Annotated in this window: 18 protein-coding genes and 1 pseudogene; 7 read left to right on the forward strand and 12 right to left on the reverse strand. The window is 67.7% G+C overall.

What is annotated here, in order from left to right; translation table 11 throughout:
• The 6 genes from KIT86_RS18770 to KIT86_RS18795 form a co-directional block, all read right to left on the reverse strand.
• Positions 1-2,190 (reverse strand): methylmalonyl-CoA mutase family protein (locus KIT86_RS18770; protein WP_297401167.1); only part of this gene is annotated, 2,190 nt, incomplete at its 3' end.
• 34 nt (positions 2,191-2,224) lie between these two features.
• Complete coding sequence (locus tag KIT86_RS18775; protein ID WP_297401169.1) at positions 2,225-3,115, reverse strand: PPK2 family polyphosphate kinase; 891 nt, start codon at positions 3,113-3,115, stop codon at positions 2,225-2,227.
• Positions 3,116-3,259: 144 nt separating this feature from the next.
• The gene (locus KIT86_RS18780; RefSeq protein WP_297401171.1) at positions 3,260-5,227 is read right to left on the reverse strand and encodes a TRAP transporter large permease subunit; all 1,968 of its coding nucleotides are present in this window, start codon (positions 5,225-5,227) and stop codon (positions 3,260-3,262) included.
• Positions 5,224-5,844, reverse strand: a complete 621-nt coding sequence (locus tag KIT86_RS18785) for a TRAP transporter small permease subunit (protein ID WP_297401173.1) — start codon at positions 5,842-5,844, stop codon at positions 5,224-5,226. The genes KIT86_RS18780 and KIT86_RS18785 overlap by 4 nt, the downstream gene beginning before the upstream one ends.
• Positions 5,845-5,929: 85 nt before the next feature.
• Positions 5,930-7,039, reverse strand: coding sequence for a TRAP transporter substrate-binding protein (locus KIT86_RS18790; RefSeq protein WP_297401175.1), 1,110 nt, complete (start codon positions 7,037-7,039; stop codon positions 5,930-5,932).
• The gene (locus tag KIT86_RS18795; protein WP_297401177.1) at positions 7,036-7,230 is read right to left on the reverse strand and encodes a hypothetical protein; all 195 of its coding nucleotides are present in this window, start codon (positions 7,228-7,230) and stop codon (positions 7,036-7,038) included. Before KIT86_RS18795 ends, KIT86_RS18790 begins: the two co-directional genes overlap by 4 nt.
• Positions 7,231-7,266: 36 nt before the next feature.
• Here KIT86_RS18795 and KIT86_RS18800 point away from each other — a divergent pair.
• The 3 genes and pseudogenes from KIT86_RS18800 to cqsA all read left to right on the forward strand — a co-directional run.
• Positions 7,267-7,947, forward strand: a pseudogene (locus KIT86_RS18800) (MBL fold metallo-hydrolase); the annotation flags it as partial.
• Positions 7,948-7,971: 24 nt separating this feature from the next.
• Positions 7,972-8,391 carry a rhodanese-like domain-containing protein gene (locus tag KIT86_RS18805; RefSeq protein WP_297401197.1) on the forward strand — a complete coding sequence of 140 codons (420 nt, stop codon included), beginning with the start codon at positions 7,972-7,974 and terminating at the stop codon, positions 8,389-8,391.
• Between the two features lie 168 nt (positions 8,392-8,559).
• On the forward strand, positions 8,560-9,825 hold the full coding sequence (gene cqsA / locus KIT86_RS18810) for an alpha-hydroxyketone-type quorum-sensing autoinducer synthase (RefSeq protein WP_297401178.1): 1,266 nt from the start codon (positions 8,560-8,562) through the stop codon (positions 9,823-9,825).
• Between the two features lie 12 nt (positions 9,826-9,837).
• Here cqsA and KIT86_RS18815 read toward each other — a convergent pair whose 3' ends face one another.
• Together KIT86_RS18815 and KIT86_RS18820 are read right to left on the reverse strand one after the other, a co-directional pair.
• Positions 9,838-10,824, reverse strand: coding sequence for a response regulator (locus tag KIT86_RS18815; RefSeq protein WP_297401180.1), 987 nt, complete (start codon positions 10,822-10,824; stop codon positions 9,838-9,840).
• Between the two features lie 5 nt (positions 10,825-10,829).
• Complete coding sequence (locus KIT86_RS18820; protein ID WP_297401182.1) at positions 10,830-12,062, reverse strand: HAMP domain-containing sensor histidine kinase; 1,233 nt, start codon at positions 12,060-12,062, stop codon at positions 10,830-10,832.
• Between the two features lie 183 nt (positions 12,063-12,245).
• Here KIT86_RS18820 and KIT86_RS18825 point away from each other — a divergent pair, with 183 nt between their 5' ends.
• Together KIT86_RS18825 and KIT86_RS18830 are read left to right on the forward strand one after the other, a co-directional pair.
• Positions 12,246-12,914, forward strand: a complete 669-nt coding sequence (locus KIT86_RS18825) for a helix-turn-helix transcriptional regulator (RefSeq protein WP_297401184.1) — start codon at positions 12,246-12,248, stop codon at positions 12,912-12,914.
• Between the two features lie 67 nt (positions 12,915-12,981).
• Complete coding sequence (locus KIT86_RS18830; protein WP_297401186.1) at positions 12,982-13,752, forward strand: type III pantothenate kinase; 771 nt, start codon at positions 12,982-12,984, stop codon at positions 13,750-13,752.
• A gap of 90 nt (positions 13,753-13,842) precedes the next feature.
• Here the strand turns inward: KIT86_RS18830 and KIT86_RS18835 are convergent, their stop codons facing one another.
• Positions 13,843-15,291 carry a wax ester/triacylglycerol synthase family O-acyltransferase gene (locus tag KIT86_RS18835; protein ID WP_297401199.1) on the reverse strand — a complete coding sequence of 483 codons (1,449 nt, stop codon included), beginning with the start codon at positions 15,289-15,291 and terminating at the stop codon, positions 13,843-13,845.
• 288 nt (positions 15,292-15,579) lie between these two features.
• Between KIT86_RS18835 and KIT86_RS18840 the strand changes: the two genes are divergently transcribed.
• Positions 15,580-15,834 carry an acyl-CoA-binding protein gene (locus KIT86_RS18840; RefSeq protein ID WP_297401188.1) on the forward strand — a complete coding sequence of 85 codons (255 nt, stop codon included), beginning with the start codon at positions 15,580-15,582 and terminating at the stop codon, positions 15,832-15,834.
• Between the two features lie 99 nt (positions 15,835-15,933).
• Here the strand turns inward: KIT86_RS18840 and KIT86_RS18845 are convergent, their stop codons facing one another.
• The 3 genes from KIT86_RS18845 to KIT86_RS18855 are packed head-to-tail and all read right to left on the reverse strand — an operon-like array spanning position 15,934 to position 19,447.
• Positions 15,934-16,269, reverse strand: coding sequence for a polyhydroxyalkanoic acid system family protein (locus KIT86_RS18845; protein WP_297401189.1), 336 nt, complete (start codon positions 16,267-16,269; stop codon positions 15,934-15,936).
• 23 nt (positions 16,270-16,292) lie between these two features.
• The gene (locus KIT86_RS18850) at positions 16,293-17,381 is read right to left on the reverse strand and encodes an aminopeptidase (RefSeq protein ID WP_297401191.1); all 1,089 of its coding nucleotides are present in this window, start codon (positions 17,379-17,381) and stop codon (positions 16,293-16,295) included.
• Complete coding sequence (locus tag KIT86_RS18855) at positions 17,381-19,447, reverse strand: molybdopterin oxidoreductase family protein (protein WP_297401193.1); 2,067 nt, start codon at positions 19,445-19,447, stop codon at positions 17,381-17,383. The genes KIT86_RS18850 and KIT86_RS18855 overlap by 1 nt, the downstream gene beginning before the upstream one ends.
• A gap of 197 nt (positions 19,448-19,644) precedes the next feature.
• Here KIT86_RS18855 and KIT86_RS18860 point away from each other — a divergent pair, with 197 nt between their 5' ends.
• Positions 19,645-20,781: an ABC transporter substrate-binding protein gene (locus tag KIT86_RS18860; RefSeq protein ID WP_297401195.1), complete on the forward strand. Its 1,137-nt coding sequence runs from the start codon at positions 19,645-19,647 to the stop codon at positions 20,779-20,781.
• Positions 20,782-20,815: the final 34 nt, after the last annotated feature.

The raw sequence follows: 20,815 nt of genomic DNA on the forward strand, positions 1-20,815 counted from the left end.
ATTGGCCAGCACCCATTCGCGGATCTTGGCGGATTCGGTGGCGGTGGGCTGGCGGCCGTTCTCGGCTTCGAACTTCTCCAGGTTCTGGTCGATCGCGGTGTTCATGAACATCGCCAGGATGCTGGGCGCCGGGCCGTTGATCGTCATCGAGACCGAGGTGGCCGGGTGGCAGAGGTCAAAGCCGCTGTAGAGCACCTTCATGTCGTCCAGCGTGGCGATGCTCACGCCCGAGTTGCCCACCTTGCCGTAGATGTCGGGGCGCGGGTCGGGGTCGTTGCCGTAGAGCGTGACCGAGTCGAAGGCGGTGGACAGGCGTTTGGCGGCCATGCCTTCGGAGAGCAGCTTGAAGCGGCGGTTGGTGCGGAAAGCGTCGCCCTCGCCCGCGAACATGCGCGTGGGGTCTTCGCCCTCGCGCTTGAAGGCGAAGGTGCCCGCGGTGTACGGGAAGCTGCCCGGCACGTTGTCCAGCATCAGCCATTTCAGGATCTCGCCGTGGTCTTCGTACTTGGGCAGTGCGACCTTGCGAATGACGGTGCCCGAGAGGCTCTTCGTCGTCAGCGCGGTGCGGATCTCCTTGTCGCGGATCTTCACCACGTACTCGTCGCCCGCATAGGCCTTCTGCATGTCGGGCCACTGGGCGAGCAGCTTGCGCGCGGCGGGGTCCTGGTCGAGCTCGCGCAGCTGGGCCAGGTCGATCACCGCCTCGGCGGCGCGCGCGCGTTCAGGCTTGTCCTTGCGCAGCATGGCCGCCGTGGCGTTGAGTTGCTGGATCTCGCGCGCCAGGCGCGACTGCTCGATGGCCTTCCTCTTGTAGCCGCGCACCGTGTCGCTGATCTCGGCCAGGTAGCGCGTGCGCGCAGGTGGCACGATGGGCGTCTGGTTGGTGCTGTGGCGCACCTGGACGGCGGGCAGGCGCCCTTCCTGCAGCGGCAGGCCGAGTTCGCCCAGGCGAAGCTTCAGGGCCTGGTAGAGCGCGGTCACGCCGTCGTCGTTGAAGCGCGCGGCCATGGTGCCGAACACGGGCATCTGGTCTGGCGGGGTGCTCCAGGCTTCCTGGTTGCGCTGCACCTGCTTGGCCACATCGCGCAGCGCATCGAGCGCGCCCTTGCGGTCGAACTTGTTGATGGCCACGAAGGCGGCGAAGTCCAGCATGTCGATCTTCTCGAGCTGGCTGGCCGCGCCGAACTCCGGCGTCATCACATACATGGGCACATCCACGTGCGGCACGATGGCCGCGTCGCCCTGGCCGATGCCCGAGGTCTCGACCACGATCAGATCGAAGCCGGCGCATTTGCAGGCCGCGATCACGTCGGGCAGGGCGGCGCTGATTTCGCTGCCGAAGTCGCGCGTGGCCAGACTGCGCATGTACACGCGCTGGCCCTGGCCCCAGGGGTTGATGGCGTTCATGCGGATGCGGTCGCCCAGCAGCGCGCCGCCACTCTTGCGGCGCGAGGGGTCGATGGAGATCACGGCCACGCGCAGCCGGTCGTCCTGGTCCAGCCGCAGGCGGCGGATGAGTTCGTCGGTCAACGAGGACTTGCCCGCGCCGCCCGTGCCGGTGATGCCGAGCACCGGCACTTGCTTCGTGCTGGCCTGCTCGCGCAGGGCGCAGACGATGGCCGCGTCGGCGCTGCCATTCTCCAGCACGGTGATGAGCTGGGCCAGCGCGCGCCAGTTCATCTCGCCCTGGCCCTCGATGGCCGCCAGCGACCGGGGCGCGTAGGGGCTGAGGTCGCGGTCGCAGCGCATCACCATCTCGCCGATCATGCCGGCCAGGCCCATCTTCTGGCCATCCTCGGGGCTGTAGATGCGCGTCACGCCGTAGTCCTGCAGTTCACGGATCTCGGCTGGCACGATCACGCCGCCGCCGCCGCCAAACACCTGGATGTGTTCGCCGCCCCGGCTCTTGAGCAGGTCCACCATGTACTTGAAGTACTCCACATGGCCGCCCTGGTAGGAACTGATGGCGATGCCTTGCGCGTCTTCCTGCAGCGCGGCGGTCACCACCTCGTCCACCGATCGGTTGTGGCCCAGGTGGATCACCTCGGCGCCCATGCCCTGCAGGATGCGCCGCATGATGTTGATGGCCGCGTCGTGCCCGTCGAACAGGCTGGCGGCGGTGACGAAACGCACCTTGTGCGTGGGGCGGTAGCTGGCCAGTGCCTGGTACTCGGCGGCGAGGTTGCTCATGGTGTCTCTCTCTGGGGGCGGATGGCGGAAAGTCTCACTCGATGCGCAGGCCGGCCAATGCGGGTTGGGGCGGCGGGTAACGCAGGTCAAGGGCCTTGAGGGTGTCGCGCACGATGGTCGCGATCATCAGATTGCGGTGGGTCTTGGAGTTGGCCGGGACCACGTTCCAGGGGGCCCAGGGGGTGCTGGTCCTGGCCAGCAACGCTTCGTACGCGCGCTGGTAGTCGGTCCATTGCTTGCGCACGTCGAGGTCGCCCCCGCTGAACTTCCAGTGCTTGGTCGGGTCGTCCACGCGCTCCTGGAGGCGCTGGCGCTGCTCGTCGCTGCCGATGTGCAACATGAACTTCAGGATCACGGTGCCGGTCTCGGCGAGCAGGCGCTCGAAGTCGTTGATGTGCGCATAGCGCTGGGCGGTCTGGGCGGGCGTGATCCAGCCATTGACCACGGGCACCAGCACGTCTTCGTAGTGGCTGCGGTTGAAGACCATGGTCTCGCCGGCGCCCGGCATTTTCTGGTGGATGCGCCAGAGGTAGTCGTGGTCGCGCTCGACCTCGGTGGGTGCTTTCCAGCCCACGGTGTGCACGCCCAGCGGGCTGGTGCGCGAAAACACACCACGCACGGCGCCGTCCTTGCCTGCGGTGTCGGTGCCTTGCAGCAGCACCAGCAGCTTGAAGCGGCGGTCGGCATAGAACAGGTCCTGCAGCCCGTCGAGCTCCTCGGCGATGGCCTGCACGCTGGCCTGGTCGGCCGCCTTGTCGCCGCTGGAGAAGGGCTTGGCGTCGGGCTTGAGCTTCTTGAGCGACACCTTGGTGATGGGCGCACCCTCGGCCACGGGTTCGATCTGCCAGTCGCGCCACACGACGTTCTTGCCCGCGCGCAGGGCGGCGCGCGGAAAGGGCAGGGAGGCGTCGTTCAGGCGGGGCATGCGGTCTCCAGCGGGGGGGGGCTCGGACACGATTCTTCGCGCATCCGGTCAATTGACGTTTACGTAAACGTAATATAACCCGTTTCCCCGGAAAAAGAAGGGGCGCCGAAGCGCCCCTTGGGAGTGAGACCGCAGCCTTGCGGATCACTTGTAAAGCAGCTGAGGCAGCCACAGGCCGATGCCTGGGAAGGTGTACAGCAGCACGATGGCCAGGATCTGGATGCCCATGAAGGGCAGCATGCCCAGGAAGATCTGGTTGAGCGTGACGTGGGGCGGGCTCACCCCCTTCAGGTAAAAGGCGGCCATGGCCACTGGCGGGCTGAGGAACGCGGTCTGCAGGTTCAGCGCCACCAGCAGGCCGAAGAACAGGGGGTCCACGTCGAAGTGGGCCAGCAGCGGTATGAAGATGGGCATGAAGATCACGATGATCTCGGTCCATTCCAGCGGCCAGCCGAGCAGGAAGATGATGATCTGCGTCATCACCAGGAACTCGATCTTGGTGAGTTCCATGCTGAGCACCCACTGCTCCACCAGCGCCTGCCCGCCCAGCAGCGCAAACGCGGCCGAGAAAATGGCCGAGCCCACGAACAGCCAGCACACCATGGCCGAGGTCTTGGCCGTGAGGTACACCGATTCCTTGAGCACCGCCATGTTGAGCCGCCGGTAGGCCGCCGCCAGCAGCATGCCGCCCAGGGCCCCCATGGCCGCGGCTTCGGTGGGCGTGGCCAGGCCCAGCACGATCGACCCCAGCACGCTCAGGATCAGCAGCACCAGCGGGAAGAACGAAGCCAGCAGCATCTTGAAGATTTCAAGGCGGGCGAAGCTGAGGAACAGGTAGAAGAGAGTGACGAGCGCGCCGGTCACCGCGAACACCACCCACCACCAGGTGGGGGCGGGCTGCGTCGTGGCCGCTTCTTCCACCGCGACCGCTTCCCCTGCGGCGGCGGCGGCCGGTTCGCTGGCCACCGGCTCGCGGGCAGCTTCGGCCCCGGGGGGCGCCTGCAGGCCACCGGCGGCCTCAGGCACATCGGGGTCCGCCGGGGGTTCGGCCAGTCCGCCCGATTCGGAGGGGGGCTCGGCCAGGCCGCCTTCGGCTGGCGGTTCGGCCAGGCCGCCGCTCTCGGGCGCGCTGGAGCGGCTGGCGCCAATTTCCTCGATCTCGTACACCGCCTCGGCCGTCACCGTGGTGACCGCCTGGTAGCTCGGAATCATCACCGCCGCAAAGATCAGCGCGGGCAGCGCGGCCATGCCGATCTGCTTGAGCAGGTGCGACAGGGGCACGTCGGCATTGCGCCGGCCCTTGAGCAGGCCCAGCACCGCGTGGGCGGTGGGGTCGGTCGTCAGGCGCTGCGTCAGCGTGGGCAGGTGGACCCGGCGCTCTTCGGCGCTCAGCGGTGGCGCCCATTGCGGCTTGAGTTTGGCCACGACGATCACGTACAAGATGTACAGGGAGGCCAGCATCAGCCCGGGGAAGAAGGCCCCCGCGTACAACTGCACCACCGACACGCCCGCCGTGGCGCCGTAGACGATCAGCAGCACCGAAGGCGGGATCAGGATGCCCAGGCAGCCGCCGGCCGTGATGGCGCCGGCCGCCAGGGGCACGCTGTAGCCTGCACGCAGCATGGCCGGCAGGGCGAGCAGCCCCATCAGCGTCACGACCGCGCCGACGATGCCGGTGGCCGTGGCGAAGATGGTGCAGGTCACCAGCGTGGCCACCGCCAGCGCGCCGGGCAACCGGGCCATGGCCAGGTGCATGCTCTTGAAGAGCGACTCGATCAGGTTGGCGCGCTCCACCAGGTAGCCCATGAAGACGAACAGCGGGATGGCGATGAGCACGTCGTTGGACATGGTCTTGTAGGCCGACTGCACCATCAGGTCGAGCGTGTGCGTGACGTCCCTGTCGTAGGCCAGCCAGGTGAACAGCATGCCCATCCCCATGAGCGTGAACGCGGTGGGAAAGCCCAGCATGATCGCGACCACCACCAGCGAGAGCATCAACAGGCCCAGGTGGCCCTGGGTGATGGTTTCGGCGCGCAGCAGCACCACGGCCGCCAGGACCACGATGAGGGCCATGAAGCTCAGGCCGAACCAGAGTTCCTTGCGCAGCTTCATGGCTTCTTCTCCTGGGCGACGACCACGGCGTCGAGTGCGGCGATGTCTGCGTCTTTCACGTTGACCATTTCCTTGAGTTTTTCGACGTCGACTTCCTGCACGTCGTCCTCGCGCGCCGGCCACGCGCCGGTCTGGATGCACTGGACACAGCGCACGATCTCCACCAGGCCCTGCAGCAGCAGCGTGACGCCCGCCAGCGGAATCACGTACTTGAAGGGGTACAGCGGCAGCGGGTCGGCCGAGAAGGTCTGCTCCCGGATCGCGAGCGATTCACCCGCGTAGATCCAGCCCGCCCAGGTCAGCGCAACGATGCCGGGCAGGAAAAACACGATGTACAGCACCAGGTCCACGGTGGCCTGGGTGCGGGGCTGGAAGAAGCCATACAGCACGTCGCCACGGACGTGCCCGTTCTTGGACAGCGTGTACGCCCCCGCGGTCATGAACATGGTGCCGTACAACATGATCTGGGCGTCCAGCACCCAGGCATGGGGCTCGTTGAGCACGTAGCGCGAAAACACCTCCCAGCTGATCAGCAGCGTCAGCAGGAGGGCGCACCAGGCAAAGACCTTGCCGATCAGCGTCGACAGCCGATCAATGGTCCACAGGATGGATTGCATCGTCATTCCTCAACCGGCGCCGTGAAGCGGGCAAAAAAGAGGGGCATCGCGCCGGCGCCATGCCCCTCGTCCCGGCCTTCGGGCCTCAGCTCTTCTTGGCGAAGTAGTGGTTGAAGGCCATCTTGAAGTCGACCGTGTAGTCGTTCTGCCATTGGCCCGCGCGCTGCGCGAAGGCCTTCTGCGAGTCGAGGACCTTCTTGAACAAGGGGTTCTCGGCCGCCTTCTTGGCGATGGTCTTGTCCCAGGAGGCCAGCTGGGCGCGCAGGATCGGGTCAGGCGTCTTGTAGAACTTCACGCCGCTCTTCTTGAGGGCTTCGTAGTCCTGCGAGTTGCGGTCGATGGCCTTCCAGCTCATGTCGGCGCTCGAAGCTTCCGCTGCGTACTCGATGATCGAGCGGAGTTCGGCCGGCAGGGCATTGAGCTTGGTCTTGTTGAACAGGATCTCGAACTGCTCGCCCGACTGGTGGAAGCTCTGCAGCATGCAATTCTTGGCCACGTCGGGAAAGCCCAGCACGCGGTCGCTGGACGCGTTGTTGAACTCGGCCGCATCGATCAGGCCGCGGTCCAGCGCCGGCACGATCTCGCCACCGGGCAGCGGGTTGACGGCGGTGCCCATGTCGGTGAACACGTCCACCGCCAGGCCCACGGTGCGGAACTTCAGGCCCTTCATGTCGGCGACCTTGGACACCGGCTTCTTGAACCAGCCCAGCGGCTGGCAGGGCATGGGGCCGTACAGGTAGGACACCACGTCCAGGTTCAGGCTCTTGTAGATTTCTTCCATCAGCGCCTTGCCGCCGCCGTACTTGTGCCAGGCCAGCACCATGTTGGCGTCCATGCCGTAGCCCGGGCCCGAACCCCACAGGGCCAGGGCGGAGTTCTTGCCATACCAGTAGGCCACCACACCGTGGCCGCCGTCGAGCGTGCCCTTGGCGACCGCATCCAGCAACTGGAAAGCCGGCACCACCGAACCCGCTGGCAGCACTTCGATCTTCAGACGGCCGCCGGCCATGTCGTTGACCTTCTTGGCGAAGTCGCCCGCGTACTCGTGGAAGATGTCCTTGGCCGGCCAGGTGCTCTGAAAGCGCAGCGTGGTGGTCTGCGCCGTGGCGATCATGGGCACGGACATGGCTCCGGCTGCAACGGCAGCGCCCTTGAGCATGCCTCGGCGCGAAGTGACGGTCTTCTTGTCAGTCATCTGTTGTCTCCAGTCGGGTTGATGAGCCGCTGATGATGCGCCCAAGGTGCCTCCGGGAAGCGCAGGGTTTTCACCGACCAGTGAATCACGCGGGTCCGCAAACCCTTGTTTTTGGCTGCGCCGGCACCAAAAATGGGCATGAAAATATCTTCACGCCTTGTTGAAAATCCATGAGGGCCGACCTCGGGCATGATGGCCGATCCACCCCATTCCACTTGCGTTTTCCCATGAAACCGATCCAGCTGTTCGACCCCGCCTCCAGCACCTACACCTATGTGCTGTTCGACCAACTCAGCCGCGACGCGCTGCTCATCGACCCGGTGGACGAGCAGATCGAGCGCGATCTCGCGACGCTGCGGGAGTACGGCCTCAAGCTGGCCTGGACGGTGGAAACCCACGCCCATGCCGACCACATCACCAGCGCCGGCCGCCTGGCCGAGCTGGCCGGCGCCAAGACCGCCGCGCCCCTGGGATGCGGCATCGGCACCGCGGGCGTGCAGCTCCAGGACGGCGACACCCTGAAATTCGGTGGCGAGGTGCTCAAGGCCTTGCACACGCCCGGCCACACGGCCGGCAGCATGAGCTTTCTGTGGCGCGACCACGTCTTCACCGGCGACACGCTGCTCATCAACGGCTGCGGCCGCACCGATTTCCAGTCGGGCAGCGCCGAGGACCTCTACCGCAGCCTGACCCAGGTGCTGTTCAACCTGCCAGACGACACCACCGTCTGGCCCGGCCATGACTACCAGGGCCGCTCGTGCTCCACCATCGGGCGCGAGAAGACCAGCAATGCGAGGGTGGCGGGCAAGACCGAGGCCGAGTTCGTGGACCTGATGAACTCGCTCAACCTGCCGCGCCCCCGGCGCATCGATGAGGCCGTTCCCGCCAACCTGAGCTCCGGCCTGCGGCACGACGCCGACGGCGCGCTGCAGATGCAGCCCCAGCCGGCCGCGGGCGCCCATCAGGGCACCTACGCCGGCGATGTGTCGCCCGAGCTGGCCTGGCGCTGGGTCCAGAGCGGCGAGGCCGTGCTGGTGGACGTGCGGACCGACGCGGAGCGGGAATGGGTGGGTTTTGTGCCGGGCGCGGTGCCCGTGGCCTGGAAGCAGTGGCCCGGCATGGCGCTGAACCCCGGCTTTGACGAGCAGGTGCGGGAGGCGGCCGGCGGCAAGAAGCTGGTGCTGCTGTGCCGCAGCGGCGTGCGCTCCATCGCCGCGGCCAAGCGGGCCACCGAACTCGGCCTGGAGGCCTACAACATCCTCGAGGGCTTCGAGGGCGATCCCGATGCCGACGCCCACCGGGGGCGCAAAGGGGGATGGCGCTTGCGCCAACTGCCCTGGCGCCAGAACTGAGCCCGTTCCGTCCCCGGGGTGTGGCGGTGGCGCGTCGCCGCCTGTCGGCATAGAGACACGAAACTTGAGAAGAAAGCCTCATATCCCCTGTCAAACCTGACAGGGGTCGTGTGATTTTTCACGGATTTCTTTTTTTAATGGGATTTTCTATCCGATAAGGGGAATCCCATGGAAACGCTGGAACGCGCTCAAGAGGCCGCCTTCAAAAACCCACCGCTGGCCGCCACACTGGTCCAGCGCATGGAACGTGACTTCAAACCCCGATGGGAAGGCAACTGGGGCGGCAAATTCGTGCTGCACGGTTCGTCGCCCGGCCCCAACGCGGTGCGCCTCGATGGCAACGACTACCTCAGCGTGACGGGCCACCCGAGCATTGTGGCGGCCCAGGTCGAGGCCATCACCAAGTCCAGCGAGTTTGTGGTTCAGTCGGGTGTGTTCCTCCTGCAGCAGCACCCCACCCGCGCGCTGGAGATGGCCCTGGCGGGCTGGGTTGGCAAGGAAGACGCCTTTGTCTGCCAGTCCGGCTACTCGGCCAATGTCGGCCTGCTGCAGTCCATCGCGGACGCAAAGACCCCGGTTTACCTGGACACCCAGGCCCATGCGTCCCTGTGGGAAGGCGCCCACGCCGCGCGCGCACCGGCCTTCGCTTTCCGCCACAACGACGCGGCCCACCTGGACAAGATCATGGCCAAGAACGGCCCGGGCGTGGTGGTGGTGGATTCGGTCTACAGCACCACCGGCTCGGTGTGCCCGCTGGAGGCCATGATCGAAGTCGTCGAGAAGCACGGCAGCATGATCCTGGTCGACGAGTCGCATTCCCTGGGCACGCACGGCCCGGGCGGCGCGGGCCTGTGCGCCGAACTCGGCCTGACAGACCGGGTGCACTTCATTTCCGCCAGCCTGGCCAAGTCGGTCGCGGGCCGCGCCGGGTTCTTCACGGCGCCGGCCAGCATGCGCTACTACATCCTGAGCTCGAGCTTCCCGAACATCTTCAGCTCCTGCCTGCTGCCCCATGAGATCGCCGGGCTTCGGGCCACGGTGGAGGTGCTGCAGAAGGCCGATGACGAGCGGGCCCGCCTCAAGGCCATCACCCGCCGCGTGCGCGACACCCTGGGCGGCCTGGGCTACTGGATCCACCAGGGCACCGAACAGATCATCTCGCTCGAAGCCGGCACCGAGCCGGACACCATGCGCCTGCGCGACGAGTTGGAGAAGCGCGGCGTGTTCGGCGCGATCTTCTGCGCCCCGGCCACCAGCAGCAAGCGCGCCCTGGTGCGCCTCACGCTCAACGCCGCCCTCACGGAGGCCGAGCTGGAGCACCTGGAGGCGGTGGCGCGCGAGATCGCGCCGATCGTCAAACCCTGGGATTGGCCCTGTGCGCGGCGCGCCCGAGTGCAGGCCGGCGCGCAGGAGCAGGAGGCGCTGGCGGCTTAGGGCCGGCAGGCCCTAAGTGTCGTGAACCTCGCGCCCGCCCTGGGCTTCCAGAAAATGCCGGTAGGCATAGATGGGCTGGGGCAGGTCGGCGCGGTCCAGGCTGAACAGGGCGCCGGAGAGCACGCCGTCGTCCCCCACCGGGAAAGCCTGCGCGGTCCGCACGGGGCCCCGCAGGCCCATCTGCTGGTGCAACTCCACGGCGGCCAGCCGTTGCCCTGCCTGCACGGCGCGCACGGCATCGAAGCCCAGCCCGGCCGAGCCCGCGAGTTCCGCCAGATCGGGCAGGCTGGCGGTGGGTTCGAGCTGCAGCCAGTGGCAATTGCCCATGGAGTCCAGACCGACCAGGCCGAAGGGCTCGCCCAGCACCACGTACTCCACCCAGTGCTGCTCGGTGTAGGCACGCAGCGCCTGCGCCACCGACGGGATCTGCAGCATGGACTGCTGCGCGGGGCGCAGGGCGGCTCGCCACAGCGTGTTGAGCCGGGGGTGCGGCGTCTGTGACAGCTTGCGCAGCACGCCCAGCAGGTGGCGCGTGATGTCCGTGGTCTGCTTGGGCACGAACTGGTCGATCAGGCCATTGTTGAAGGCCTGAATGGCGATCTGTTCGTCCGCCTGGCCCGTCAGCAGCACGCGCGAGCCCGGCCAGTCGAGCAGGGTGTTGAGCACCCGCAGGCCGTCGGTGCCGGGCATGGCGTAGTCCACCACGCAGATCTGGGCGAGTTCATAGCGCGCGGTGCTCACGGCCCAGTACCGCAGCACTTGCGGCAGCAGCGGCTGGCCCTGGCGCCAACGCTCGATCATCTGCAGCTGGGCCATGGCGTCGGCCTCCCAGCGCGCGGGCTCGTTCTGCATGCGGGCCGCGAAGCCTGAAGGACGGGAATAGAGCTCCACCTGCCAGTGCGAGGGAATGACCATCCCCAGCATTTCCAGGTAGTCGGTGTCGTCGTCCAGGAAGAGGACGCCGCCAGGGCGGTGAAAGAGTGAGATTGTCAATGCCATCGTGGTCAGCCTGACACGGCCAGGGTCTGGGCCGCAGATGTGTTGAGGGGGAGGTCGATCATGAAGACCGCGCCCAGCCCCGGTTGAGAGTGCACGCTGAGGCGGCCATGGGCGGCCTCGACCACGTTCTTGCAGAAAGTCAGGCCCAGCCCGTTGCCGGCCCCGCTCTGGGTGGAGAAGAAGGGTTCAAAAATGCGCTGCTGCTGCTCGTGGGTGATGCCGATGCCGTCGTCCGACACGGCGATGCGGCCTTTGCCATGGTGCAGGCCCACGTCCACCCGAAGGTCGCCCGGGCTGGGGGCCGTGCTGGCCGCAGCCAGCGCGTGCAAGGCATTCTTGATGAGGTTGGTGAGCACCTGGGCAAACAGCGGACGGGAGGCCGAAAAGCAGAAGTCGCTCTGGATGTGCACCTGAACGCAGTCGCGTTCTCTTGAGGAGCGGTAGGGGTACTGGTTCACCACCTCCTGCACCAACTCTGCCGCCATGATGAGCGACTGCTCGCGCGGCAGGCGCATCAGCTGCGCATTGGAAATCTGCGTGTCGATCTGGCGGTTCATGCTGCGCACCAGGTTCTGCAGCCGTGTGGCCAGTTCTTCGAGTTTCTTGCGCTTGGGGTCCGGGATGTCGTGCTGCACCAGGTTGCGCAGCACGTCGCCCATGAGGTTGACCGTGGCCAGCGGCGTGCGCAGTTCGTGCGCCATCACGCCCATGGTGCTCAAGGTGTTGAGCAGGCGGGCGCGGCGCAGGTTGGCGCTGGAGAAACCGAGCATCAGGCCCATCAGCCAGGCGAAGGTGATCACCACCAGGTTGGCCATGGGCTCCTCGAACGGCCGGGTGCTGCCGCCATAGAACTCCGCCGTGACCCAGCCCGCGATGCCGCCCGTGATCAGGCCGAGCGTGGCCAGGCGCCAGTCGGTGGCGTGGTAATAAATGAGGATCATCGCCGCGACGCTGCCCAGCCAGGCAGCGTTGCCTCCGTTCATCCAGTACATCCAGGTGAAGAACCAGGGCAGCTGGATCCAGGTGGCCAGGCTGAAGAGGCGGCCACTTTCCGTGGCCGACGGATCGCGCGAAATGCGGGGCAGCACATAGATGAGGGCCAGGAAGGCCATCACCAGGCGGGCCCACACGTTTTCATAGGGCTGGGGCACCAGATGGCCCCAGATGCCGTAGATGACCAGGTGGCCAATGAACGTGAATGCGCCGATCCACAGCAGCCGGTACCGCGATGGGTGCAAAATAGGCTCCACAGGCGCGTGGACAACCTCGTCCAGCACCCACCGCCACAAGCGGGCTTTGGCGCTGAGCATCCACAACCGGTCAAAAGACAATATGCACTCCTTCGATCGCCAAACACCTGTGGCGCGTGACTCCCATCCTGATTCATCAGGCATTGTGTATGCAACAGGGTGTTATCTACCATGACCCTGCCTGTCAACTTTGACAGTGTCGGACTGGACGGCATTTTGGCCGACTGGGTCTGCGCCCTGCGGGATCAGGGTGTGGATGCCGTGCTGGTGCTGGGTCCGAACCCCCTCGGGGGCCGGGATCAGCGCGAGGTGCTGGCGGTGCATCCTCCCCGTCTGGTGGGCGCTGCCGAGGCGCTGGCCGAGAGCCGCGACTTCGGGGCGGGGTGGCGCGACAGCGATGCGCCGCTCGTGGCCTGGCAGGACATTTCCAAATCCTCGTTCGAGCAATCGAGCCGCTGGCGCCGCCTCTGGCTGGCGCATGGGTACCAGACTTTGGTGCGCGTGGCCTTCAGCCTGCCGGCGGGGCGAGCCTTCGAATGTTTCATGTTCAGCCCGCGCGCCTTTGCCGATCGCACCGAGGCCTCGGTGCTGGCGTGGTCGGCGTTCAACGTCTGGCCCATGTTGCGACGCACCATCGCGGAGCAGCGGGTGAGCCTGAGCCCGCGCGAGCTCGAAAGCCTCAACCTGGCCTTTGAGGGACTGACCGCGCGCGAGACCGCGTTGCGCATGGATTGCTCCGAGCGCACGGTGAACTACCACCTGGCCAACGCGATGTCCAAGTTGCAGACCGACAACAAGCTGGCCGCCGTGCAGCGCGCCTGCTGGATCGGACTGATCTGAACCCGCCGGCCGCGTCCCATGCTGCACTGCGGCAATCCGGGCGTGGTGGCTTGGTCATAATCCGCGCATGACATTTCTGGCCCTGGACGTAGGGAACACCCGCCTCAAGTGGGCCCTTTACGACGCGCCACGCGTGGGGGCCACGCTGTTGGCCAGCGGTGCGCAGTTTCTGGAAAACATCGAGACCCTGGAGGAGGGCGACTGGCGCCACCTTCCCGCGCCGCAATGGGTGTTGGGCTGCGTGGTCGCCGGCGACGCGGTCAAGCGGCGGGTCGGCGAGCAGCTCGAGCTGTGGGACGTGACGCCGCACTGGGTCGTGTCCAGCAGCGCCGAAGCGGGGTTGGTCAACGGCTACGACCACCCGGCCCGGCTGGGGTCGGACCGCTGGGTGGCCATGATCGGCGCGCGCCAGCGGCTGCTTGCCCGGGGCCCGGCGAAGCCCTGCGTGGTGGTCATGGTGGGCACGGCCGTCACGGTCGAGGCCATCGACACCGCAGGGCGCTTCCTGGGGGGGATCATCCTGCCGGGCCACGGCATCATGCTGCGCGCACTGGAGTCGGGCACGGCGGGCCTGCACGTGCCCACCGGCGAGGTCTGCGACTTTCCCACCAACACCAGCGACGCGCTCACCAGCGGCGGCACCTTCGCCATCGCCGGCGCGGTGCAGCGCATGGTGGAGAACCTGAGGCGCCACTGCGGTGAACAGCCGGTCTGCATCATGACCGGGGGCGCGGGCTGGAAGATGGCGCCGAGCATGTCCACCGAGGTGGAGCTGGTCGAAAGCCTGATCTTCGACGGCCTGCTGGAAATCGCCGATCGCCGCCTGGCATTGGTCTGATCCCCGCCGCGCTTCGCGCGTCCCCCCTTAAGGGGGCCCCACCCTGAGGCCCGGCAAAGCCGGTTCCCCGGGTGCTCTGGAAAAGCGGTTTTAGCCCTTCGCTTCGCCCCAGGGCAGCATCAGTGTCAGCGTGAGCAGCCGGGCGAACTCCGGCTCGAAGCGGTCGATGATCTGCTGCGGGTCCGGGCACAGCCGGGTGTCGGCAATCACGCCGAACTGCACGCCGCCACCGTAGCTCAGGATCGACACGCCCAGGCCCACGGTGCCGGTCTGCGGCACCCAGAACATGGTCTGCTCCAGCGTGGAGCCGCAGACCTTGAGCTTGGTGGCCGGCCCGGGCACGTTGGTCATCACGGCGGTGGTCTTGCGGCCGAACAGGCTGAGCAAGGCGTCCTGCGCCGGCTTGATCAGCAGCCCCGCGACCGACAGCAAGCCGAAGGTCAGCAGCGGCTGCAGGCTGCCCTTGAGGCTGTTCATGCGCGCGCGCACCGCAAACACGCGCTCGATCGGGTTGTCCACCCCGATCGGTAGCACGAGCGGCACCAGGCCGAAGCGGTTGCCCAGTTTCCAGGCGTCCTCCATCGGACGCAGGTTGATCGGCACCATGGCCCGGATTTCCTTGCCATCGGTCTGGTCGCCCAGACCACGCAGATAGGCCCCGATGGCGCCGGCCACGCAGGCCAGCAGCACATCGTTGACCGAGCAGTTCATGGCCTTGCCGATGGCCTTGACCTCGTCGAGCGGGAGGGGTTCGCACCACGCCACGCGCTTGGTGTTGCCGGGCTGGCCCTTGAGCCGGGTGGGCGAGTCGTCGGGCATGAGCGCCAGCGAGGCCAGGTCGCTTGCGAGCTGCCCGCCCATGCGCGCGATGTCCACCGCCTGGCCCAGTGTGTCGCTCAGGCTTTGCTGCGGTGCGGCGAGCATCGAGAAGGACTTGGCTGCGCCGCCACCGGCCGCCTCCAGCGCCTTGGCCGTGATGTCGCCCAAGGGGCGGATCAGCGTGTCGGCCAGCCAGTCCTCGGCCCCGTCCAGGCCCATCTTCGCAGGCTTGCGGCGCTTTCGCTCGGGTGGGGCGCCACCCCCGTCGACCAGGCTCATCATCACGCTGATGAGCGCGATGCCATCGGCGATGCAGTGGTGGATGCGCGCGATCAGCGCCGAGCCGCCGTCGTAGCGCTCGATCAGCTCGAAGCGCCAGAGCGGATGGTCGTGGTCCAGCGGCTGCATGGCGAGGTCGCCCACGCGGTCCTGCAGCGCTTCCTGCTCGGTCTGGCCGCGCCGGCGCTTGAGCTGGTGCGTGACGATGTGCCGATCCATCCGGAAGTCCGGGTCCTTGGCCCAGTGCGCGCCATAGGCGTCCTCGCGCGCCACCTGCAGGAAGCGCGGATAGGGCAGGAGGCGTTCGCGCACGCGTTCCTTCAAGGCATCTGGCGTGATGCCCGGCCGCAAGATCCAGACGCCGACGATCATCATCAGGTTCGAGGGGGAGTCCATGCGCAGCCAGGCGGTGTCCACCTTGCTCATGCGCTCGCCTTCCATGCCCAGGGTGCTGGCCAGCGCGTGCTGGACCGAGGCGCCTGCGTCCCGCACCAGGGCCGCCGGGGACTTGGCGGTGGCGCGCTGGCGCGCTGCGGATGTGCCGGGCCGGGCGGCGACGCGTTGAACCATGGATGCTCCTCGGGTGCGTGAACCAGGCCGCTGACGGGCCGGTGCCGCGGGTCTTGGGGTTGTGGCTCTATTGTGCAGACAGACCAAACCGTAAGATAGCGGGACAGCCCTAAGCCCGGCCACCCGCGCCGGGCGCCTCATTTCAAACCAGGAGCATTCATGGCCGATCTCAAGTCCCGTTTCGACGCCGCGGTGGCGAATTCCAAGAACCTGAGCGAGCGCCCGGACAACGCCACGCTGCTCAAGATCTACGCGCTGTACAAGCAGGCCACCAGCGGCGACAACGCCGAGAAGAAGCCCGGTTTTGGCGACATGGTGGGCCGCGCCAAGTGGGATGCGTGGAACGGCCTCAAGGGCACGGCCAGCGAGGACGCCATGCAGCAATACGTCGATCTGATCGATGAATTGAGCTGACCGCCCGCGCCGCCTTCGGCGTCATTCCCCTTCAGGGGGTGCACCTGGCGGCCCGGCAGAGCCGGTTCCGCAGGTGCTCTTGAAGAGAAGAAAGCCGGCTCAGCCGGCTTTCTTCTTTTTGGCCGCCGCCTTGGCGGGCGGCTTCTTGGCCGCCAGCAAGGTGTCGAGGTTCTTCACGATCTCGCTCTCGATGCGGTCCTTGAACGCGCCAAGCAGAAAGCCCAGGCGGGCATCAAGCTCGAACCGCTCGCCCGAGACCTTGAGCGTGCCGCTGACGCCCGAGCGCGTGAATTGCACCTCGTCGCAGCCGTCGCCTTCTTCGTAGGTGCAGCTCATGTCGAACTCGTTCTCCGCCTGCTCGGCCCAGCGCCAGGCCAGCTTGCGCGCGGCGGGCAAGCCCAGGGCGTGTTCGCGTTCGATGTGGATGTCTGCCATGGCTTGTCTCGTGTGGTGGTTGGTCAGGATGGTGCGCCGCTCTGGCTGGCCAGCAGGGGTTGCAGGCCGCGCAGCCGCGCCCGCCGTTCCTGCCGGGGCAGCGCGGCCAGGGCGCGCACCGCATCATAGAACCGCGCGAAGTCATGCCCTTCGCGCTCGAACAGGGCCTCGAACGCCGGCACCAGGCCGTCGTAGGCCGCCTGGGCCGCGAAGCTCGCGTTGTTGGCCTGGGCCACGAAGGGGTCGTAGCCGGCGAAACCGCCCCAGCCGCGCTTGAGTTCCTGGTAGCTGCGGTGGAACTCCGCCATGGCGCTGGCCTTGCGCCGCGCCTTCTCGGTGTCGTCCAGGGCGGGGTCGAGGTAGATGGCCTGCAGCTGTTGTCGCACCGAGAAGGTGAGCGAGCGAAAGGCGCGACGGCGCTGGTCGAACACGGCGTAGTCGGTGCGCGCCTGCTCGCTGGCCTGGGTCGCCAGCCAGCGCGCGCCGCCCAGGCGTTCCACGCTGGTGGCAAAAGCCTCGTTGAACTCGGTGTCGCCCTGCGCGTAGGCCACCTGGTGCGCCAGTTCGTGGAAGACGATGCGGGCCAGTTCACCCTCCGGGTAGCCGATGAAGGTGTTGAGCAAAGGGTCGCCGCCAGCCCAGTTCATCCAGCCCAGGGTGGAGTAGGCCGGCACCGGGTACACCACGACCTCCAGGTCGGCGGGCAAGGTGCGGGCGAAGGCGCGCGCGTCGGCCTCGTCGAAGTAGCCCCGGTAGCCCACGCAGCCCGCGACGGGGAAGCACCAGGTCTGCAGGGTGAGCGAGAGCGCCGGCGCGGCGACCACGTTGTAGACCGCGGCGCGGCGCTGCAGGTCGGCGTAGCGGTGGTAGCTGGCGTTGTCGGGCAGCGCGAGTTCGGTGACGGCGAAGGTGCGGATGCGCCGGGCCAGGGTGAGCCGTTCCTTCAGGCGCTGCGGCGCCTGGGCGTCGGCCAGCCAGTCGTCCACCGGGCGCGCGGCCTGCATCAGGCGCAGGTGGCCGGTGACCGATTGCCAGTAATAGCCCACGCCGGTGGTGCTGGCGCAGCCCGCGCCCAGCAGGGCGAGGGCCATGAGCGCCAGGCCACGCCGCATCAGGCGCCTTCGGGCAGGGTCGCCACTTCGACCAGGCAGTCGTAGAACACCGGGCCGCCGCCCATGTCGGTGAGTCGCTGGCTCGTGACCTCGTTGACGTTGGTGCCGAAGGGCCCGAGCTTGCGCCACCAGATGCCCAGGCCGTTGACCACGCCCGGCCGCGCGCGCCGGGACACGCTGGCCTTGCAGCGGTACTCGCCGCGCTGGTTGAACACGCGCACCATCTGGCCGCTGGAGATGCCTCGCGCGGCAGCGTCGTCGGCGTGGATCTCCAGCAGGGGCTCACCCTCGATGTCGCGCAGGCTGGTCACGTTGACGAAGCTGGAGTTGAGGAAGTTGCGCGCCGGTGGCGAGATCATGGCGAGCGGGAACTGGGCCGAGCTGCCGAAGGCCTCGAAGTTGGGCAGGTGGTCGGGCAGGCCGTCTTCGCCCCGGGCCGCCAGGCGGGCGCTGAAGAACTCGCACCGGCCGGAAGGCGTGGGGAACCGGCCCTGGGCAAACGGGGCCTCGGGGACGTTCAAGGTGGCAAAGCCCTGGTCCAGCAGCCGCTGAAAGTCCACCGCGTCGCCGAAGGCGGTGCGGCACAGCGTGAGGTCGTCGTCGGCAAAACACGGTTCGTCGAAACCCAGGCGCGCGGCCAGTGCGCGAAAGATGTCGGTGTTGGTGCGGGCCTGGCCCAGCGGCGCGATGGCGGGGCGGTTGAGCAGCACGTCGGTGTGGCCGTAGCTGGTGTGGATGTCCCAGTGCTCCAGCTGCGTGGTGGCCGGCAGGATGTAGTCGGCGAGGTCGGCGGTGTCGGTCTGGAAGTGCTCCAGCACCACGGTGAACAGGTCTTCGCGCGCGAAGCCCTGCACCACCTTGCCGGACTCCGGCGCCACCGCCACCGGGTTGCTGTTGTAGACGATCACGGCTTCCACCTGGGGGCCGAAGCCGGGCGAGGTCTCGCGCAGCAGATCGTCGCCGATCGTGCTCATGTTGATCGTGCGCGCCGAGCGCCCGGCCAGCAGGTCGGGCCGCTGCAGCGCCGCGCGCTGCACGGGGAAGTGGCCCGAGGCCGAGAGCAGCAGGCCGCCGGCCGGGTCGCGCCAGGCCCCCACCAGGGCGGGCAGGCAGGCGATGGCGCGCACCGCGTTGCCGCCGCCGCGCACGCGCTGCATGCCGTAGTTGAGGCGGATCGCGGCCGGCTGGGTGGTGCCGTAGGCGCGCGCCAGATCCACGATCTGCTGCACCGGCACGCCGCACACCTCGGCCGCGCGCTCGGGCGGCCACTGCAGGGCGCGCTCGCGCAAGCCCTCCCAGCCCAGGGTGTGGCGTTCGATGTAATCGTGGTCCAGCCAGCCGTGGGTGATCAGCTGGTGCATCAACGCCAGGGCCAGCGCGGCGTCGGTGCCCGGGCGCAGGGCGATGTGTTCGTGGCACTTGTCGGCTGTCTCCGTGCGCCGCGGGTCGATGCAGACCAGGCGCGCTCCATCGCGCTTGGCCTGTTGCGCCAGCCGCCAGAAGTGCAGGTTGCTGCCGATGGAATTGCTGCCCCAGATCAGGATGAGCTTCGAGCGCGCGAAATGCTCCACCTTCATGCCGACCTTGCCGCCCAGCGTCTGCACCAGCGCCTCCCCGCCAGCAGAAGCGCAGATCGTGCGGTCGAGCAATGAGGCGCCCAGGCGGTGAAAGAAACGCCCGGCCATCGCCTCGCCCTGCACCAGGCCCATGGTGCCGGCGTAGCTGTAGGGCAGGATGGCCTGCGGATCGCGCGCGGCGATGGCCTTGAGCCGTTGCGCGATGTCGTCGAGCGCTTCATCCCAGCCCACCGGCTCGAAGCGGCCGCTGCCCTTGGCGCCCACGCGCTTGAGCGGGGTGAGCAGGCGCTCGGGGTGGTAGCTGCGCTCGGCGTAGCGCGAGACCTTGGTGCACAGGGCGCCGTCGGTGTGGCGGTGCGCCGGGTTGCCCTGCACGCGCAGGGCCACGCCGTGCTCCACCGTGGTGATCAGCGCACAGGTGTCGGGGCAGTCGTGCGGGCAGGCGCCGCGCACCTGAAGGGGTTGCGGGGTGGTCGTGGGTGACGTCATGGGGCAATGGTGTGGGAGCCGTTCATGATATTCGGGCCCCCATGACCTTGTCGCTCGCACTTGCGTGCACTCGCTCACGCGGCACCCGTTCGTCGCCGACGGAATGCAGGTCGAAAGCTTTACTTTCGACCGGGATTTGGCCTACGCTGGCGGACGCATTCACGCGGTTGGGGGAATGGATCATGCGACGCAGAGACATGCTTGGACGCGCGGGCCGCCTGGCCCTCTGGCCGGCCCTGGGCGGCGGGGCGCTCGCCGCCCGGGCGCAGTCGGTGGGCATCAGCGACACGCGCATCGTGCTGGGGCAGTCGGCCCCGTTCAGCGGGGCGTCCGAACAGCTCGGCCTGCAGTTCCACCTGGGGGCGCAGCTGTATTTCGAGGCGCTGAACCAGAAGGGGGGTGTCCATGGCCGCCGAATCGAACTCAGGCGCCTGGACGACGGAGACGAACCCGATCGCTGCGCGGCCAACACCCGGCAGTTCCTGGGCGAAGGCGTGTTCGCGCTGTTCGGGTACATCGGCACCCTCACCAGCGCGGCGGCGCTGCCCCTGGCCACCGAGGCCCGGCTGCCGTTCTTTGCCCCGGCCAGCGGGGCCGAGGCCTTGCGCGTGCCCTTCAACCGATATGCCATCCATGTGCGCGCCTCGTACCAGGACGAGACCGCGGCCATCGTGCGCCAGATCACCGGGACCGGCATCCGGAAGATCGCCGTGTTCCACCAGAACGATGCCTATGGCAAAGCCGGCCTGGAAGGCGTGGCGCGAGCGCTCCAGGCGCAGAACCTGGCGCCCGTGGCGCTGGGCACCGCCGAACGCGGTTCGGTGGAGGTGGGGAAAGCGGTCGACGACATCCTGGCCCAGCGCCCCGAGGCCATCGTGCAGATCGGCGTCTACAAGGCCTGTGCCGTCTTCATCCGCCTGGCGCGCGCGCGGGGCTACACCGGCAACTTCTACAACGTCTCCATGGTCGGCACGCAAGCGCTGCTCGATGAACTCGGCGCCCTGGCCAAAGGCGTGCTGGTCAGCCAGGTCATGCCCTTTCCCTACACACCCGTCACGCCGCTTGCCAGCGAGTACCTGGCTGCCTTGAAGGCCCGGCCCGGCCTGGTCGCCAACCACTCCAGCATGGAAGGCTACGTCGCGGCGAAGGTGTTCAGCGAAGCCGCGCAGCGCGCCGGGCGCCCTCTCACGCGCGAGGGCTTCATCAACGCCATCCAGGGCATGCGCAACCTCGACCTCGGCGGCTTTCCGGTGGACTTCGGACCCGGCAAGCACACGGGCTCGCGCTTCGTCGAGATGACCCTGCTGACCGAGGACGGCCGCATCCGCCGCTGAGCCCGCCAAGGGTATTCCCTTGAGCGCACTCGGT

Origin of the sequence: Hydrogenophaga sp. (genome assembly GCF_026125825.1) — a bacterium.
Lineage (GTDB): Bacteria > Pseudomonadota > Gammaproteobacteria > Burkholderiales > Burkholderiaceae_C > Hydrogenophaga.